Origin of the sequence: Enterobacter sp. BNK-34, assembly GCF_048684445.1 — a bacterium.
GTDB classification, from domain to species: Bacteria; Pseudomonadota; Gammaproteobacteria; order Enterobacterales; family Enterobacteriaceae; genus Enterobacter; species Enterobacter pseudoroggenkampii.
The window spans coordinates 1,907,628-1,925,007 of the sequence record NZ_JBLQUA010000001.1 but is presented as its reverse complement, the minus strand read 5'-3'; the positions used below and the strand labels follow the sequence as shown (position 1 = coordinate 1,925,007).

Below are 17,380 nucleotides of genomic sequence, written 5' to 3'. Positions count from 1 at the left end.
TAGGGATAAATAAATTGCTGGTTTTTTGTCAGGAGTTCCTCTTTTATGCCTTCCGGTCGTCTGCAACAACAGTTTATCCGCCTCTGGCAATGCTGCGAGGGGCAATCGCAGGAGACCACGCTCAACGAGCTGGCTGACCTGCTTAGCTGTTCCCGCCGTCATATGCGTACGCTGCTCAACACCATGCAGCAGCAGGGTTGGTTAAGTTGGGAAGCTGAGGCGGGACGCGGCAAACGTTCGCGGTTGACCTTTCTCTATACCGGGCTGGCGTTGCAGCAGCAGCGCGCGGAAGACCTGCTCGAGCAGGACCGCATCGATCAGCTGGTTCAGCTAGTGGGCGACAAAGCCGCCGTGCGCCAGATGCTGGTTTCCCATCTCGGACGCAGTTTTCGTCAGGGTCGGCACATCCTGCGGGTGCTCTACTATCGTCCAATGAAAAATCTGCTGCCCGGCACGGCGTTACGCCGCTCCGAAACCCATATGGCCCGGCAAATCTTCAGCGGTCTGACGCGGATAAATGAGGAAAACGGGGAACTGGAAGCGGATATCGCGCACCACTGGCAGCAACTTTCTCCGCTTCACTGGCGCTTCTTTTTACGCCCCGGCATTCACTTTCACCATGGTCGCGAGCTGGAGATGCACGACGTCATCGCCTCTCTGGAACGCGTCCGAAGGCTGCCGCTCTACTCGCATATTTCGCGTATCCACTCCCCCACGGCCTGGACGCTGGATATCGAGCTGTCGCAGCATGATAAGTGGCTTCCCTGGCTGCTGGGCTACGTGCCGTCGATGATTTTGCCCGGCGAGTGGGAATCGATGAACAATTTTGCCAGCCTGCCGATTGGCACCGGGCCCTACTCCGTGTCCCGCAATAACAGCAACCAGCTGAAAATCCGCGCGTTCGATGACTACTTTGGCTATCGGGCGCTGATCGACGAAGTCAACGTGTGGGTATTGCCGGATCTCAATGAAGACCTGAGCTGTGGACTGACGCTTGAAGGCCCCACCACGGGAGAAAAAGCCGTGGAGAGTCGCCTGGAGGAGGGATGCTACTATCTCCTCTTTGACCGCCGCACCCACCGCGGGGCAAACCAGGCCGTCCGCAAGTGGATCAGCCACGTGTTGTCCCCCGCCAATCTGATCTACCATGCGGAAGCGCAGTACCAGACATACTGGTTCCCGGCCTACGGCCTGCTTCCGCGCTGGCACCACGCCCGCCCGTCGCACTGCGACAAGCCCGCAGGGCTGGAGTCTATCACCCTGACCTACTACCGCGAGCACGTGGAGCATCGTTTTATCGCGAGGATCATGACCCGCCTGCTGGCAGCCGAAGGAGTAACGCTGGAGGTTAGGGAAGTTGACTATGACGAATGGCACCAGGGGGATATCACCAGTGATATCTGGCTTAACAGCGCCAACTTCACCCTGCCGCTCGATTTCTCGCTCTTCTCGCACCTGTATGAAGTCCCGCTGATCCAGCACTGCATCGAACGGGACTGGCAGCAGGACGCCGCCCTGTGGCGCGCGGGCGAGATGAATTTGGCCGCGTGGTGCCAGGCGTTACTTGCCGAACAGGCGATCGTGCCGCTGATCCACCACTGGCTGATGATCCAGGGCCAGCGCAGCATGCGCGGCCTGCGGATGAATACCCTGGGCTGGTTTGATTTTAAATCCGCCTGGTTTGCGCCCCCGGAGCCATAACGCTTTCGTAATATTCACCAAATCATTACAATAGCGCCGTTCTCAACGGGGTGCTGCATCACAGATGTGCGCTGAGATAATACCCGTCGAACCTGATCCGGATAACGCCGGCGAAGGGATTTGAGGCTGTCGCTCAAAATCCTTTGCCACTCAACTTTGAGGTGCAAAGTGTTAAAAAAAGTTCTCCCCCTGCTGGCGCTGTTTGCGCTGCCTGCTTTTGCGAAGCCCGTCCTGACGGTCTACACCTATGACTCCTTCTCTGCCGACTGGGGCCCTGGCCCGGTAGTCAAAAAAGCCTTTGAAGCCGACTGCAACTGCGAGCTGAAGTTCGTGGCGCTGGAAGATGGCGTTTCGCTACTCAACCGTCTGCGCATGGAAGGGAAAAACAGCAAGGCCGACGTGGTGCTCGGGCTGGATAACAACCTGCTGGAGGCCGCCTCGCAGACCAAACTGTTTGCCAAAAGCGGCGTCGCAGCAGAGGCCGTTAACGTGCCTGGCGGCTGGAAGAACGACACCTTTGTGCCGTTCGACTACGGCTACTTTGCTTTTGTTTACGACAAAAACAAGCTGAAAAACCCGCCGAAGAGCCTGAAAGAGCTGGTGGAAAGCGACCAGAAGTGGCGCGTGATTTATGAAGATCCGCGGACCAGCACGCCGGGCCTGGGTCTGCTGCTGTGGATGCAGAAAGTCTACGGCGATAAGGCGCCGGAAGCGTGGCAGAAGCTGGCTGCCAAAACCGTGACCGTGACCAAAGGCTGGAGCGAAGCCTATGGCCTGTTCCTGAAAGGTGAAAGCGACCTGGTGCTGAGCTACACCACCTCCCCGGCTTACCACATTATCGCCGAGAAGAAAGATAACTATGCTGCCGCAGATTTTGCGGAAGGGCACTATCTGCAGGTGGAAGTGGCCGCGCGTACCGCTGCCAGCAAGCAGCCTGAGCTGGCCGAGAAGTTCCTGAAGTTTATGGTTTCACCGGCATTCCAGAACGCCATTCCCGCAGGCAACTGGATGTATCCGGTCACCAGCGTTGCGCTGCCTGCAGGTTTTGAACAGTTGACCAAACCGAAAACCTCGCTGGAGTTTACGCCGCAGCAGGTCGCCGCGCAGCGTGCCGCATGGGTAAGTGAATGGCAACGCGCCGTCAGCCGCTAATTCCCGGCTGGTTGCTTCCCGGGCTGCTCGCCGCCATAGTGATGGTGGTGGTCAGCCTGGGGGCTTTTCTTGCACTGTGGTTCAACGCGCCAGAGAGCGATCTGCTCGCCCTCTGGCACGACAGCTACCTCTGGCACGTGATCCGGTTCTCCTTCTGGCAGGCGTCGCTTTCTGCCCTGCTGTCGGTGATCCCGGCCATTTTTCTTGCGCGCGCCCTGTATCGGCGGCGTTTCCCCGGCAGGCAGGCCCTGCTGCGCCTGTGCGCCATGACGCTGATCCTGCCCGTGCTGGTGGCGGTATTCGGCATTTTGAGCGTTTACGGTCGCCAGGGCTGGCTGGCATCGCTGTTCGGCCAGCTTGGTCTGGAATGGTCATTCTCGCCTTACGGACTGCAGGGCATCCTGCTGGCACACGTCTTTTTCAATATGCCGATGGCAACGCGTCTCTTTTTGCAGGCTCTGGAGAACATTCCCGGCGAGCAGCGCCAGGTTGCCGCCCAGCTCGGCATGCGTGGCGTGTCGTTCTTCCGCTTTGTCGAATGGCCGTGGCTGCGCCGCCAGATCCCGCCCGTGGCGGCATTAATCTTCATGCTCTGCTTTGCCAGCTTTGCCACCGTGCTGTCGCTCGGCGGCGGGCCGCAGGCCACCACCATTGAGCTGGCGATTTACCAGGCGCTGAGTTACGACTACGATCCCGGTCGCGCCGCGCTGCTGGCGATAGTCCAGATGGCATGCTGCCTTGCCCTGGTCCTGTTGAGCCAGCGGCTGAGTAAAGCCATTCCTGCAGGCAGTCACCAAATAACCGGCTGGCGCGATCCGCAGGACAGCCTGCACAGCCGCGTCAGCGATTTTGTCCTAATCGGGCTGGCGCTCCTGCTGCTGTTGCCGCCGCTGCTGGCCGTTATCGTTGACGGGCTGAACCTCAATCTCCTGTCTGTCCTGCTACAGCCCGTCCTCTGGCAAGCCACCTGGACCTCGCTGCGTATCGCGCTGGCTGCCGGATTACTGTGCGTCATCCTGACCATGATGCTGCTGTGGAGCAGCCGTGAGCTTTACGCCCGTCAGGCGCAAAAAGCCGGACAAATGCTGGAGCTGACGGGGATGCTGATTCTGGCGATGCCGGGGATCGTGCTGGCAACGGGCTTCTTTTTGCTGTTCAACAGCACCATCGGCCTGCCGGAAAGCGCCGACGGCATCGTGATCTTTACCAACGCCTTAATGGCCATCCCTTATGCGCTCAAGGTGCTGGAAAACCCGATGCGCGACGTCAACAGCCGCTACAGTTTGCTGTGCCAGTCGCTGGGCATGCAGGGCTGGCAGCGGCTGAAGGTGGTCGAACTGCGCGCGCTAAAACGTCCGCTGGCACAGGCGCTGGCATTTGCCTGCGTGCTCTCTATTGGAGACTTTGGGGTCGTGGCGCTGTTCGGCAATGACGATTTCCGCACGCTGCCGTACTGGCTCTATCAGCAAATCGGCTCTTACCGCAGTCAGGACGGCGCGGTCACCGCGCTGTTACTGCTGCTGCTGTGCTTTGCCTTATTTACCGTTATCGAGAAACTTCCGGGGCGTGATGTTAAAACTGACTGATGTAACCTGGCTTTATCAGCATCTGCCGATGCGCTTCACGCTCTCCGTGCGCCAGGGAGAGATGATCGCCGTGCTTGGCCCAAGCGGCGCAGGAAAAAGCACGCTGCTTAATCTGGTTGCAGGTTTTCTGCAGCCAGCAAGCGGCTCGATCGTCATAGATAACCGGGATCATACCCACACGCCGCCCGCAAAACGTCCTGTCTCAATGCTGTTTCAGGAAAACAACCTGTTTACCCACCTGACGGTGCGGCAAAACATCGCGCTGGGAATGCACCCGGGACTCAGGCTGAACGATGACCAGCGCCATAAGCTGGAGATCATTGCCGCACAGATGGGGATCACCGGGTTTATCGACAGGCTGCCGGGCGAGCTCTCCGGCGGCCAGCGTCAGCGCGTGGCGCTGGCGCGTTGTCTGGTGCGCGAACAGCCGATACTGCTGCTGGATGAGCCGTTCTCGGCGCTCGATCCCGCGCTGCGTCAGGAGATGCTGGCCCTGGTGCAGGAGGTCTGTCAACGCCAGCAGCTGACGATGCTGATGGTTTCGCACAGTATTGAGGATGCCGCACGGATTGCGCCGCGATCGGTGGTCGTTGCTGAAGGGCGAATTGCGTGGGATGGGAAGACGGAAGAGCTGCTCAGTGGTCAAGCGGGGGCGTCTTCACTGTTAGGCATTCGCGCGGTCTGATGCCCTCTCCCACGGGGAGAGGGGAAAAGTCCTTAACGACTGACCACTTTCAATAAAATCTCACCGTACACCGGCATCAGCGGGTGACGAATCAGCGCCACCAGCGCCACCACAGCCACACCCAGCGTCAGCGGGGCAAGCCAGAGCAGGCGAGTACGCGGGAGGTAGCGCGTCAGGCGATCGATATTCGCTTTCCCGCTGCGCCACAGCCGCCAGCAGAGCCATGCCGCCAGCCACAGTAGCACAGCCGTGCCCAGCAGCAGCCACTTAAACTCACCGCTTTGCATACCGTCAGGAATATCAATGGCAGCACCCGCGAGGATCCCCGGCAGGAAGTAGAACGGCGGCCAGAAGACACAGCCGATAATGTTCGGTACCACGAATTTCGCGACGGGCAGATCCAGCATCCCCGCCACCATCGGCACCAGCGGACGCGTTGGCCCAACGAAGCGGCCGACGAGGATGGTAAACATGCTGTGCTGGTGCAGCGCATGCTCGGTCTTATCCAGCAAGGCTTTGTTCTTTTTCATAAACGACCAGCGGTGCAGCGGCTTCTTAAAGCGCCAGCCCAGCCAGAAGGAGATCCAGTCACCCAGCAGGCAGCCGATAATCCCGGCCAGCCACGCCTGCCAGAAATTGACCTCGCCGCTGCCGATCAGCGCGCCAAGTCCTGCCATCATTACGGTGCCGGGCAGGATCAGCCCAACCAGCGCCAGCGACTCCAGAAACGCCACCAGCGCCACGGCGATGAGTGAGTACATAACGGACTGGGTAATAAAATGTTCCAGCAATGCCTGCATAACTATTCCGGTCAGAAAACGAATCAGCGATTCTGCTTAGCGCCCTGCACCGCGTCAAGGCAACAATTGTCTGAATAGTTTACAGGTTGCTTTCCGCATTCACCTGTTTGTTTATCTTTTTTTACCGTTTATTCACATCCCGCGCGGAATTCACTCGGGCTGGCACCGGTACATTTTTTAAATACCCGGGAGAAATAGAGCTGATCCTCAAAGCCCACGTTGCGCCCCACGGTGGCGATCGGCATCCGGGTGGTGCTGAGCAGCAGCTTCGCCTGGCTGATCCGCTGGTCCTCGCGCCAGCTCAACACGCTGACGCCCAGCTGCTGGCGAAACAGATGCGACAGACGCGACGGCGAAAGGCAGACGTGCTGGGCAACGCTGGCGATATCAAACTGGCTATCGGCCAGGTGGTCGCTGATATACTGGCAGGCGTCGCGCACGCGGTTATCCAGCGGGGGATTAAGCGACTCGTTAATCGCTTCCATGCGGCGCAGCAGCAGCTGTTCGAGCAGGTTAATGGCCAGCAGTTCAGCGTAACGACCACCGGCCTGTCCCGCCTCGATAATCTGCGCAAAAAGCTCGCGAAACTGCGCCAGATGCACCTCATCCGGGCGATAAAAACCGGTGTGCGCAAAAATAGCCGGCCAGGAAAGCCACTCCTGCCAGTAGGCGCGCGGACGGAAGTAGACCCACTGGTGATACCACTCTTTGGCATCCGGATGACGGCCATAGTGGTGGATCTCCCCCGGCGGGAACAGCAGGATATCGCCGGGGCGGCAGACAAACTGCTGGTCGCCGTTCTTGATGATTCCTTCCCCTCGCACGGTCAGGTTGAGGATATACCCTTTCATCCCGAGCGGTCGGTCGACGTAAAAGTCGAGATATCCCTCAGCCTCGATAGGGGTCAGTCCCGCCACAAGGTGCGCGTTAAACGAGTATCCCGGCAGCAGGGGATCGTTTTGCGTTTCGGCCATAGATTCAGTTCTCCCAAGGGTCCTGAAGGAAACCAATTGTCCATATCATTAAAAGCAGCTTAAAAATGGCCCGCGAAAAGATCCAAAAAGCATCACGCCGCTTTTACGTCCGCCATGTTTCAGCCTTTCCCCCTGATTTCTCCGCCTGAGCAGGCAGATAAGCAGTAACAAAAGTGTCTATAAGTGCGGCAGAAATGTCCACATTGAATATTTGCACGGCGTCACACTTTCCGTTGTAACAGCAATTTAGTCCATAAGATTAGCGGATCCTGCCTGACGACTTTTGTCCCCAGTCTCTAATGTTCTTCCATACCTCTTTTTTCGATGGAGCAACACCATGGCAATTGCGATTGGCCTCGATTTTGGCAGCGATTCGGTTCGCGCGCTGGCAGTGGACTGTACGTCCGGCCAGGAGATAGCAACCAGCGTTGAGTGGTACCCGCGCTGGCAAGAGGGGCGCTACTGCGATGCGCCAAACAACCAGTTCCGCCACCACCCGCGTGACTACATTGAGTCGATGGAAGCGGCGATCAAAACCGTCCTGGCTGAACTGTCGGACGCCCAGCGGGCTGAGATTGTCGGCATTGGCGTCGACAGCACCGGCTCCACGCCGGCCCCTGTGGATGCCGAAGGCCGCGTGCTGGCGCTGCGTCCTGAGTTTGCCGACAACCCGAACGCCATGTTCGTGCTGTGGAAAGACCATACCGCCGTGGAAGAGGCCGAAGCCATTACCCGCCTGTGCCATCAGCCGGGCAAAACGGACTACTCGCGCTACATCGGCGGAATTTATTCCAGCGAATGGTTCTGGGCCAAGATCCTCCACGTCACCCGTGCCGACGCAACCGTTGCGCAGGCTGCAGCGTCATGGGTTGAGCTATGCGACTGGGTGCCTGCCCTGCTCTCCGGCACCACGCGTCCACAGGATATCCGCCGCGGTCGCTGCAGCGCCGGGCATAAATCCCTGTGGCATGAAAGCTGGGGCGGCCTGCCTCCGGCCGCGTTCTTCGATGAGCTCGACCCGATCATCAACAAGAGCCTGACATACCCGCTGTTTACCGACACCTTTACCGCCGATATTCCCGTCGGCACCCTCTGTGAGGAGTGGGCGACGCGTCTCGGTCTGCCGCAAAACGTGGCGATCTCCGGCGGCGCGTTTGACTGCCATATGGGCGCCGTGGGCGCGGGCGCGCAGCCAAACACGCTGGTCAAAGTCATCGGGACCTCCACCTGCGACATCCTGACGGCGGATAAAGCCACCGTCGGCGACCGCGCGGTGAAAGGCATCTGCGGCCAGGTTGACGGCAGCGTGGTGCCGGACTTCATCGGTCTGGAGGCCGGTCAGTCCGCGTTTGGCGATATCTACGCCTGGTTTGGCCGCGTGCTGGGCTGGCCGCTGGATCGGCTGGCGGCGGTGCATCCTGAACTGAAAACCCAGATAGCAGAGAGCAAAAAGCAGCTTCTGCCGCAGCTCACCGAAGCCTGGGCCAAAAATCCGTCTCTCGAACATTTGCCGGTGGTGCTGGACTGGTTTAACGGCCGCCGCACGCCGTTTGCCAACCAGCGTCTGAAAGGGGTGATCGCGGATCTCAACCTGGCGACCGACGCGCCTGCGCTGTTCGGCGGACTGATTGCCGCCACCGCCTTTGGTGCCCGCGCCATTATGGAGTGCTTCACCGAGCAGGGCATCGACGTGAACAACGTGATGGCGCTGGGCGGTATCGCCCGTAAAAACCCGGTGATCATGCAGGCCTGCTGCGACGTGCTGAACCGTCCGCTGCAGATTGTGGCCTCCGATCAGTGCTGCGCGCTGGGCGCGGCGATTTTCGCCGCCGTGGCCGCAGGCGTTCATGCGGATATCCCGACCGCGCAGCAGCACATGGCGAGCGCCGTCGAAAACACACTCCAGCCGCGTACTCAACAGGCACAACGCTTTGAACAGCTTTATCAGCGCTACCAGCAATGGGCAAAAAGCGCCGAACTTCACTATCTCCCTGTCGCCGCCCCGGCCAAAAGCACCGCGGACACTACGGCAACCCTGACCCATTAAGGACACGATGATGACCATTTTTAATAATTATGAAGTGTGGTTTGTGATTGGCAGCCAGCATCTGTATGGACCGGAAGCGCTGCAGCAGGTGACGAAACATGCGGAGCACGTCGTTAACGCGCTGAACGCGGAAGCCAAACTGCCGTGCAAACTGGTGCTAAAACCGCTGGGCACGACGCCGGATGAAATTACCCACATCTGCCGCGACGCCAACTACGACGATAAATGCGCCGGCCTGGTGGTGTGGCTGCACACCTTCTCACCCGCCAAAATGTGGATCAACGGCCTGTCTATCCTCAACAAACCGCTGCTGCAGTTCCATACCCAGTTCAACGCCTCCCTGCCGTGGGACAGCATCGACATGGACTTTATGAACCTGAACCAGACCGCGCACGGCGGCCGCGAGTTCGGCTTCATCGGCGCGCGTATGCGTCAGCAGCACGCGGTGGTCACCGGCCACTGGCAGGACGGCAAAGCGCAACAGCGTATCGGCTCCTGGATGCGTCAGGCGGTCTCTAAACAGGACACCCGCCACCTGAAAGTGGTACGTTTCGGGGACAACATGCGTGAAGTGGCGGTCACCGACGGCGACAAAGTGGCCGCGCAGATCAAGTTCGGCTTCTCCGTGAATACCTGGGCCGTGGGCGACCTGGTGCAGGTGGTGAATGAAATCAGCGACGGCGACGTGAGCGCGCTGGTGGACGAGTACGAAAGCAGCTACCGCCTGACGCCTGCGGCACAAATCAACGGCGACAAGCGTCAGAACGTGCTGGACGCGGCGCGCATCGAGCTGGGCATGAAGCGCTTCCTGGAACAGGGCGGCTTCCACGCCTTTACCACCACCTTTGAAGATCTCCACGGCCTGAAACAGCTGCCGGGTCTGGCGGTACAACGTCTGATGCAGCAGGGCTACGGCTTTGCGGGCGAAGGCGACTGGAAAACTGCCGCTCTGCTTCGCATCATGAAGGTGATGTCGACCGGTCTGCAGGGCGGCACCTCCTTTATGGAGGACTACACCTACCACTTCGAAAACGGCAATGACCTGGTGCTCGGCTCGCACATGCTGGAAGTGTGTCCTTCCATCGCGGTAGAGGAAAAACCGATCCTCGACGTGCAGTACCTCGGCATCGGCGGTAAAGCCGATCCGGCGCGTCTGATCTTCAACACCCGCACGGGCCCGGCCATCAACGCCAGCCTGATCGACCTCGGCGATCGTTTCCGCCTGCTGGTGAACTGCGTCGATGCGGTTGAAACCCCACATTCTCTGCCGAAACTGCCGGTCGCCAACGCCCTGTGGAAAGCGCAGCCTGACCTGCCAACCGCCTCAGAGGCCTGGATCCTGGCCGGCGGCGCGCACCATACGGTGTTCAGCCACGCGCTGGATCTGAACGATATGCGTCAGTTCGCCGAGCTGCACGACATCGAGCTTACCGTGATTGATAACGATACCCGCCTGCCCGCCTTCAAAGACGCGCTGCGCTGGAATGAAGTCTATTACGGTTCAAAACGCTAAGCCCTGAATGCCCGGTGGCACTGCGTTTACCGGGCCTACGGTTTCGTAGGCCGGATAAGCGAAGCGCCATCCGGCAGGAGACAACTATGTTAGACGATCTCAAACGTCAGGTGCTCGAAGCCAACCTGGCGCTGCCGAAACATAATCTGGTGACCCTGACCTGGGGCAACGTCAGCGCCGTTGATCGGGAAAAAGGCGTGTTCGTGATTAAGCCTTCCGGCGTGGGTTACACGGTGATGACCGCAGACGATATGGTGGTTGTCAGCCTCGAGACCGGCGAAGTGGTGGAAGGCAACAAAAAACCGTCCTCCGATACGCCCACTCACCGCCTGCTCTATCGGTCATTCCCGACCATCGGCGGCATCGTGCATACCCATTCGCGCCATGCCACCATCTGGGCGCAGGCGGGCCAGTCCATCCCGGCGACCGGTACCACACACGCGGACTACTTTTACGGCACCATTCCCTGCACGCGTCTGATGACCGATGCAGAAATCAACGGTGAGTATGAGTGGGAAACCGGCAACGTGATTGTCGAAACCTTCGAAAAACAGGGGATCGACGCGGCGCAGATGCCCGGCGTGCTGGTGCACTCCCACGGCCCGTTTGCCTGGGGGAAAAACGCGGAGGACGCGGTGCATAACGCCATCGTGCTCGAAGAGATCGCCTATATGGGGATCTTCTGTCGCCAGCTGGCACCGCAGCTGCCGGATATGCAGCAAACCCTGCTGGATAAGCATTACCTGCGCAAGCACGGTGCGAAGGCCTACTACGGGCAGTAAGCTGTATATAAACCCAGCATTAAAATCTTAACCAGGCTATAATCAGGCCTGGTTTTGTTTTCTGGGATAACGGCGTGGCGCAGGCGCAAGAAGGTTTTTTACTGACCCGACACTGGCGGGATACCCCGCAGGGCACCGAGGTCGCGTTCTGGCTGGCGACGGACAACGGTCCGCTGCACGTTACGCTGCCCCCGCAGGAATCCGTGGCCTTTATTCCTGAAGCCCACGTCGAGAAGGTGAAACAGCTGCTGCGCGGCGAAAACGGCTGGCGCATAACCCCGCTTGAACTGAAAGATTTCCACCGCCAGCCGGTTTACGGCCTCTACTGTCGCGCCCATCGACAGCTGATGCGCTATGAAAAACTGCTCCGCGAGGCGGGCGTGACGCTCTACGAAGCCGATATCCGCCCACCGGAGCGCTTTCTGATGGAGCGGTTTATTACCGCCCCCGTCTGGGTTGATGGCATCGAACAAAACGGCGGCGTCGTTAACGCGCGCCTGAAGCCGAATCCGCACTATCGCCCACCGCTGAAGTGGGTCTCCCTGGATATCGAAACCACCCGTCACGGCGAACTGTATTGCATTGGCCTGGAAGGCTGTGGCGATCGGGTTGTCTATATGCTTGGGCCGCCAAATGGTGATGCCTCCGCGCTGGATTTCAGGCTTGAGTACGTCAACAGCCGCCCGCAGCTGCTGGAGAAGCTTAACCAGTGGTTTGCCGACTACGATCCCGATGTTCTGATCGGCTGGAACGTGGTGCAGTTTGACCTGCGCGTGCTGCAAAAACACGCCGAGCGCTACCGCATCCCGCTGATGCTCGGGCGCGGCAACAGCGAGCTGGAATGGCGCGAACACGGTTTTAAGAACGGCGTTTTCTTCGCACAGGCGAACGGCCGCCTGATTATTGACGGCATCGAGGCGCTCAAATCCGCCTTCTGGAGCTTCTCTTCCTTCTCCCTTGAAGCAGTGGCGCAGGAGCTGCTTGGCGAAGGTAAATCCATCGATAATCCCTGGGATAGAATGGACGAGATCGACCGGCGCTTTAACGAAGACAAGCCCGCGCTCGCCACCTATAACCTGAAAGACTGCGAGCTGGTCACGCAGATATTCCACAAAACCGAGATTATGCCGTTCCTGCTGGAGCGCGCGACGGTTAACGGCCTAGCGGTCGACAGGCACGGTGGCTCGGTTGCCGCCTTTAGCCATCTCTACTTTCCCCGAATGCACCGGGCAGGTTATGTCGCCCCTAACCTCGGGGAGGTGCCGCCGCAGGCCAGCCCCGGCGGCTACGTCATGGATTCCCGGCCAGGATTGTATGACTCCGTTCTGGTCCTGGACTACAAAAGTCTGTACCCGTCGATAATCCGCACCTTCCTGATCGATCCCGTCGGGCTGGTTGAGGGCCTGGCCCAGCCGGATGATGAGCACAGCACCGAAGGCTTCCTCGGCGCACGCTTCTCGCGGGAAAAACACTGTCTGCCTGACATTGTGGGAAACATCTGGAACGGCCGCGACGAGGCCAAGCGCCACGGTAACAAGCCGCTATCACAGGCGCTGAAAATCATCATGAACGCCTTTTACGGCGTGCTGGGCACCAGCGCCTGCCGCTTCTTTGACCCGCGCCTGGCCTCCTCGATCACCATGCGCGGGCACGAGATCATGCGCCAGACCAAAGCGCTGATTGAATCCCGGGGCTATGACGTCATCTACGGCGACACCGACTCCACCTTTGTGTGGCTTAAGGGCGCGCATTCGGAAGAAGACGCCGCGCAAATCGGCAAAGCGCTGGTCTGCTTCGTGAACGACTGGTGGCAGGAACATCTGGAGAAAGCGCGGTTAACCAGCGCGCTGGAGCTGGAATTTGAAACCCATTTCGCCCGCTTTTTAATGCCCACCATTCGCGGTACCGATCAGGGCAGCAAGAAGCGCTACGCCGGGCTGATTCAGGAAGGCGACGCGCAGCGGATGGTGTTTAAAGGGCTCGAGACAGTGCGTACCGACTGGACGCCGCTGGCGCAGCAGTTCCAACAGACGCTCTATCTTCGAGTGTTCCGCAATGAGCCCTATCAGGACTATGTGCGCGAGACGATAGCCAGCCTGATGGCGGGCGAACTTGACGCGCAGCTGGTGTACCGCAAGCGCCTGCGCCGCCCGCTGGCGGAGTACCAGCGTAACGTTCCTCCGCACGTACGCGCCGCGCGTCTCGCGGATGAAGAAAACGTACGCCGCGGCCGCGCGCCGCAGTATCAAAACCGGGGGACCATCAAATACGTCTGGACCATTAGCGGCCCGGAACCCGTGGATTATCAGCGTTCTCCGCTGGATTACGAACACTATCTGACGCGTCAGCTTCAGCCGGTTGCCGACGGAATTTTGCCCTTCATCGACGATGATTTTGCTACACTAGTGACAGGACAACTTGGCCTATTTTGACGCGTGACGAAATGGCTGCCATCCAGTACCATAGCGCCCTTTCCATTCCCGGACCCATTTTTCGATGACCGTCTTTTTTGACGGGGGTCGAACTATTGCCTGCAATTAAAGATTAGAGCCGAACAACTATGCCTTTTACACTTGGTCAACGCTGGATCAGCGATACAGAAAGCGAACTTGGATTAGGAACCGTCGTAGCAATCGATACGCGTATGGTTACCCTCCTCTTCCCAGCCACCGGTGAAAACCGTCTGTACGCTCGCAATGACTCCCCTGTTACCCGCGTGATGTTTAATCCGGGTGACACCGTGACCAGCCATGACGGCTGGCAGCTCAAGATTGAAGACGTAAAAGAAGAGAATGGACTGCTCGCCTACATCGGGACTCGTCTGGACACCGACGAGGCCAATGTCATCCTGCGTGAAGTGCTGCTCGACAGCAAGCTGGTGTTCAGCAAGCCGCAGGACCGCCTGTTTGCCGGGCAAATCGACCGTATGGATCGCTTCTCGCTGCGCTATCGCGCGCGTAAGTTCCAGAGTGAACAGTACCGCATGCCGTGGAGCGGCCTGCGCGGCCAGCGCACCAGCCTGATCCCCCACCAGCTGAACATCGCCCATGACGTGGGCCGTCGCCACGCGCCGCGCGTGCTGCTGGCAGATGAAGTGGGTCTGGGTAAAACCATCGAAGCGGGCATGATCCTGCATCAACAGCTGCTTTCCGGCGCTGCCGAGCGCGTGCTGATTGTGGTTCCTGAAACCCTGCAGCACCAGTGGCTGGTCGAAATGCTGCGTCGTTTTAACCTGCGCTTCTCCCTGTTTGACGATGAGCGCTATGCCGAAGCGCAGCACGATGCGGACAACCCGTTTGAAACCGAACAGCTGGTGATTTGCTCCCTGGACTTCGTGCGCCGCAGCAAGCAGCGCCTTGAGCATCTGTGCGATGCTGAATGGGACCTGATGGTGGTCGACGAAGCTCACCACCTGGTCTGGAGCGAAGATGCGCCGAGCCGCGAATATATGGCTATCGAGCAGCTTGCCGAACGCGTGCCAGGTGTCCTGCTGCTGACCGCAACGCCGGAGCAACTGGGGCTGGAAAGCCACTTTGCCCGTCTGCGCCTGCTCGATCCAAACCGTTTCCACGACTTTGCGCAGTTCGTGGAAGAACAGAATAACTACCGTCCGGTGGCGGATGCCGTCGCCATGCTGCTGGCGGGCAAGCGTCTCTCTAATGACGAACTCAACACCCTGAGCGATCTGATTGGCGAGCAGGATATCGAGCCGCTTCTGCAGGCCGCGAACAGCGAGAGCGACAATGCGGAATCCGCGCGTAAAGAGCTGATCGACATGCTGATGGACCGCCACGGCACCAGCCGCGTGCTGTTCCGAAATACCCGTAACGGCGTCAAAGGCTTCCCGAAACGCGAGCTGCACACCATCAAGCTTCCGCTGCCGACGCAGTATCAGACGGCGATTAAAGTCTCCGGCATTATGGGCGCGCGCAAAACCCAGGAAGAGCGCGCCCGCGACATGCTTTATCCGGAACAAATCTACCAGGAATTTGAAGGCGATACCGGCACCTGGTGGAACTTCGATCCGCGCGTGGAGTGGCTGATGGGCTACCTGACCGCGCACCGCTCCCAGAAAGTGCTGGTGATCTGCGCCAAAGCGGCCACCGCGCTGCAGCTGGAGCAGGTCCTGCGCGAGCGCGAAGGTATTCGTGCCGCCGTGTTCCACGAAGGCATGTCCATCGTCGAGCGCGACCGCGCCGCGGCGTGGTTCGGGGAAGAGGACAGCGGCGCGCAGGTTCTGCTGTGCTCGGAAATCGGCTCTGAAGGCCGTAACTTCCAGTTCGCCAGCAACCTGGTGATGTTCGATCTGCCGTTTAACCCCGATCTGCTGGAGCAGCGTATCGGCCGTCTGGACCGTATTGGTCAGGCGCATGATATTCAGATCCACGTGCCGTATCTGGAAAAAACCGCGCAGTCCGTGCTGGTACGCTGGTTCCACGAAGGTCTGGACGCGTTTGAACATACCTGCCCGACGGGCCGCACCATTTACGATCAGGTGCATGGCGATCTGATCGGCTACCTGGCCGCGCCGGAAAACACCGACGGCTTTGACGATCTGATTAAGTCCTGCCGCGAGAAGCACGACGCGCTGAAAGCGCAGCTGGAACAGGGTCGCGATCGCCTGCTGGAGATCCATTCCAACGGCGGTGAAAAAGCGCAGGCGCTTGCTGAGAGTATTGAAGAGCAAGATGATGACACCAGCCTGATCAGCTTCTCCATGAACCTGTTCGACATTGTCGGCATCAACCAGGACGACCGTGGCGAGAACCTGATTGTCCTGACCCCGTCCGATCACATGCTGGTTCCGGATTTCCCGGGCCTGCCGGAAGATGGCTGTACCATCACCTTCGAGCGTGACGTGGCGCTGTCCCGCGAAGATGCCCAGTTTATCACCTGGGAACACCCGCTGATCCGCAACGGTCTGGACCTGATCCTCTCCGGCGATACCGGCAGCAGCACCATCTCCCTGTTGAAAAACAAGGCGCTGCCTGTCGGCACCCTGCTGGTAGAGCTGATCTACGTTGTGGAAGCGCAGGCGCCGAAACAGCTGCAGCTCACCCGCTTCCTGCCGCCAACGCCGGTCCGCCTGCTGTTGGACAAAAACGGCACGAACCTGGCCGGACAGGTCGAGTTCGAAAGCTTCAACCGACAGCTGAGCGCGGTGAACCGCCATACCGGCAGCAAGCTGGTTAACGCGGTCCAGCAGGACGTGCACGCTATTCTGCAACTGGGCGAAACCCAGATTGAGAAAGCGGCCAGAGCGCTGATTGATGCCGCGCGCGCGGAAGCCGACGAGAAACTGTCTGCGGAGCTGTCGCGTCTGGAAGCGTTAAAAGCCGTCAACCCGAACATTCGTGACGACGAGCTGGCGGCGATTGAAAGTAACCGTCAGCAGGTGCTGGAAAGCCTGAATCAGGCGAGCTGGCGTCTGGATGCCCTGCGTCTTATCGTTGTGACGCATCAGTAAACGGAGCGCAAGATGGTGATGGAGCCTTACAATCCGCCGCAGGATCCCTGGCTGGTCATTCTGTATCAGGATGAACACATTATGGTGGTCAACAAGCCCAGCGGCCTGTTGTCCGTGCCGGGGCGTCTGGATGAGCACAAAGACAGCGTGATGACGCGCATTCAGCGCGATTATCCGCAGGCGGAGTCTGTCCATCGCCTGGACATGGCCACCAGCGGCGTGATTGTGGTGGCGTTAAATAAGGCGGCGGAACGCGAGTTAAAACGTCAGTTCCGCGAGCGCGAGCCGAAAAAGCAGTATGTCGCCCGCGTCTGGGGCCACCCTGCGCAGGCGGAAGGGCTGGTGGATTTACCGCTGATCTGCGACTGGCCGAATCGGCCAAAGCAGAAGGTGTGTTATGAAACCGGCAAGGCCGCGCAGACCGAGTATGAAGTGCTGGAGTACGCGCCGGATAATACCGCGCGCGTCCTGCTTAAGCCGATTACCGGACGCTCTCACCAGCTGCGCGTGCATATGCTCGCCCTGGGTCATCCGATTCTGGGCGACCGCTTCTACGCGCCGCCTGAAGCGCTGGCCTTAGCGCCACGTCTGCAGCTGCACGCGCAGACGCTTACCATCACCCATCCGGCCTTCGGTAACGCAATGACGTTTAAAGCCCCGGTGGACTTCTAAA

General features: G+C 59.4%; 12 protein-coding genes and 1 riboswitch. Of the genes, 10 read left to right on the top strand and 2 right to left on the bottom strand.

What is annotated here, in order from left to right:
- Nucleotides 1-45 precede the first annotated feature (45 nt).
- From sgrR to thiQ, 4 genes are all read left to right on the top strand, one after another.
- Nucleotides 46-1,701 (top strand): HTH-type transcriptional regulator SgrR, encoded by a 1,656-nt coding sequence (sgrR, locus tag ACMGG5_RS09340; protein ID WP_420277778.1) that lies wholly within the window; start codon nucleotides 46-48, stop codon nucleotides 1,699-1,701.
- Nucleotides 1,702-1,737: 36 nt separating this feature from the next.
- A riboswitch (TPP riboswitch) is annotated at nucleotides 1,738-1,838 on the top strand.
- A 31-nt stretch (nucleotides 1,839-1,869) separates the two neighbouring features.
- On the top strand, nucleotides 1,870-2,853 hold the full coding sequence (gene thiB, locus ACMGG5_RS09335; protein ID WP_420277777.1) for a thiamine ABC transporter substrate binding subunit: 984 nt from the start codon (nucleotides 1,870-1,872) through the stop codon (nucleotides 2,851-2,853).
- The gene (gene thiP, locus ACMGG5_RS09330) at nucleotides 2,829-4,439 is read left to right on the top strand and encodes a thiamine/thiamine pyrophosphate ABC transporter permease ThiP (protein ID WP_420277776.1); all 1,611 of its coding nucleotides are present in this window, start codon (nucleotides 2,829-2,831) and stop codon (nucleotides 4,437-4,439) included. Before thiB ends, thiP begins: the two co-directional genes overlap by 25 nt.
- Nucleotides 4,423-5,124: a thiamine ABC transporter ATP-binding protein ThiQ gene (thiQ, locus tag ACMGG5_RS09325; RefSeq protein WP_024907442.1), complete on the top strand. Its 702-nt coding sequence runs from the start codon at nucleotides 4,423-4,425 to the stop codon at nucleotides 5,122-5,124. The genes thiP and thiQ overlap by 17 nt, the downstream gene beginning before the upstream one ends.
- Before the next feature lie 32 nt (nucleotides 5,125-5,156).
- Here the strand turns inward: thiQ and ACMGG5_RS09320 are convergent, their stop codons facing one another.
- Together ACMGG5_RS09320 and araC are read right to left on the bottom strand one after the other, a co-directional pair.
- Nucleotides 5,157-5,924 carry a DedA family protein gene (locus ACMGG5_RS09320; protein ID WP_032660723.1) on the bottom strand — a complete coding sequence of 256 codons (768 nt, stop codon included), beginning with the start codon at nucleotides 5,922-5,924 and terminating at the stop codon, nucleotides 5,157-5,159.
- A 128-nt stretch (nucleotides 5,925-6,052) separates the two neighbouring features.
- Complete coding sequence (gene araC, locus ACMGG5_RS09315; RefSeq protein ID WP_023310373.1) at nucleotides 6,053-6,898, bottom strand: arabinose operon transcriptional regulator AraC; 846 nt, start codon at nucleotides 6,896-6,898, stop codon at nucleotides 6,053-6,055.
- Between the two features lie 337 nt (nucleotides 6,899-7,235).
- Between araC and araB the strand changes: the two genes are divergently transcribed.
- The 6 genes from araB to rluA all read left to right on the top strand — a co-directional run bounded on the left by araB (nucleotide 7,236) and on the right by rluA (nucleotide 17,379).
- Nucleotides 7,236-8,945: a ribulokinase gene (araB, locus tag ACMGG5_RS09310; RefSeq protein ID WP_090419084.1), complete on the top strand. Its 1,710-nt coding sequence runs from the start codon at nucleotides 7,236-7,238 to the stop codon at nucleotides 8,943-8,945.
- Nucleotides 8,946-8,955: 10 nt separating this feature from the next.
- Nucleotides 8,956-10,458: an L-arabinose isomerase gene (gene araA, locus ACMGG5_RS09305; protein WP_032649842.1), complete on the top strand. Its 1,503-nt coding sequence runs from the start codon at nucleotides 8,956-8,958 to the stop codon at nucleotides 10,456-10,458.
- A gap of 86 nt (nucleotides 10,459-10,544) precedes the next feature.
- Nucleotides 10,545-11,240, top strand: coding sequence for an L-ribulose-5-phosphate 4-epimerase (araD, locus tag ACMGG5_RS09300; RefSeq protein WP_090419087.1), 696 nt, complete (start codon nucleotides 10,545-10,547; stop codon nucleotides 11,238-11,240).
- Nucleotides 11,241-11,314: 74 nt separating this feature from the next.
- The gene (gene polB, locus ACMGG5_RS09295; protein WP_090419090.1) at nucleotides 11,315-13,672 is read left to right on the top strand and encodes a DNA polymerase II; all 2,358 of its coding nucleotides are present in this window, start codon (nucleotides 11,315-11,317) and stop codon (nucleotides 13,670-13,672) included.
- A 128-nt stretch (nucleotides 13,673-13,800) separates the two neighbouring features.
- The gene (rapA, locus tag ACMGG5_RS09290; protein ID WP_090419092.1) at nucleotides 13,801-16,707 is read left to right on the top strand and encodes an RNA polymerase-associated protein RapA; all 2,907 of its coding nucleotides are present in this window, start codon (nucleotides 13,801-13,803) and stop codon (nucleotides 16,705-16,707) included.
- Nucleotides 16,708-16,719: 12 nt separating this feature from the next.
- Nucleotides 16,720-17,379: a bifunctional tRNA pseudouridine(32) synthase/23S rRNA pseudouridine(746) synthase RluA gene (gene rluA, locus ACMGG5_RS09285; protein ID WP_008502014.1), complete on the top strand. Its 660-nt coding sequence runs from the start codon at nucleotides 16,720-16,722 to the stop codon at nucleotides 17,377-17,379.
- Nucleotide 17,380 lies beyond the last annotated feature (1 nt).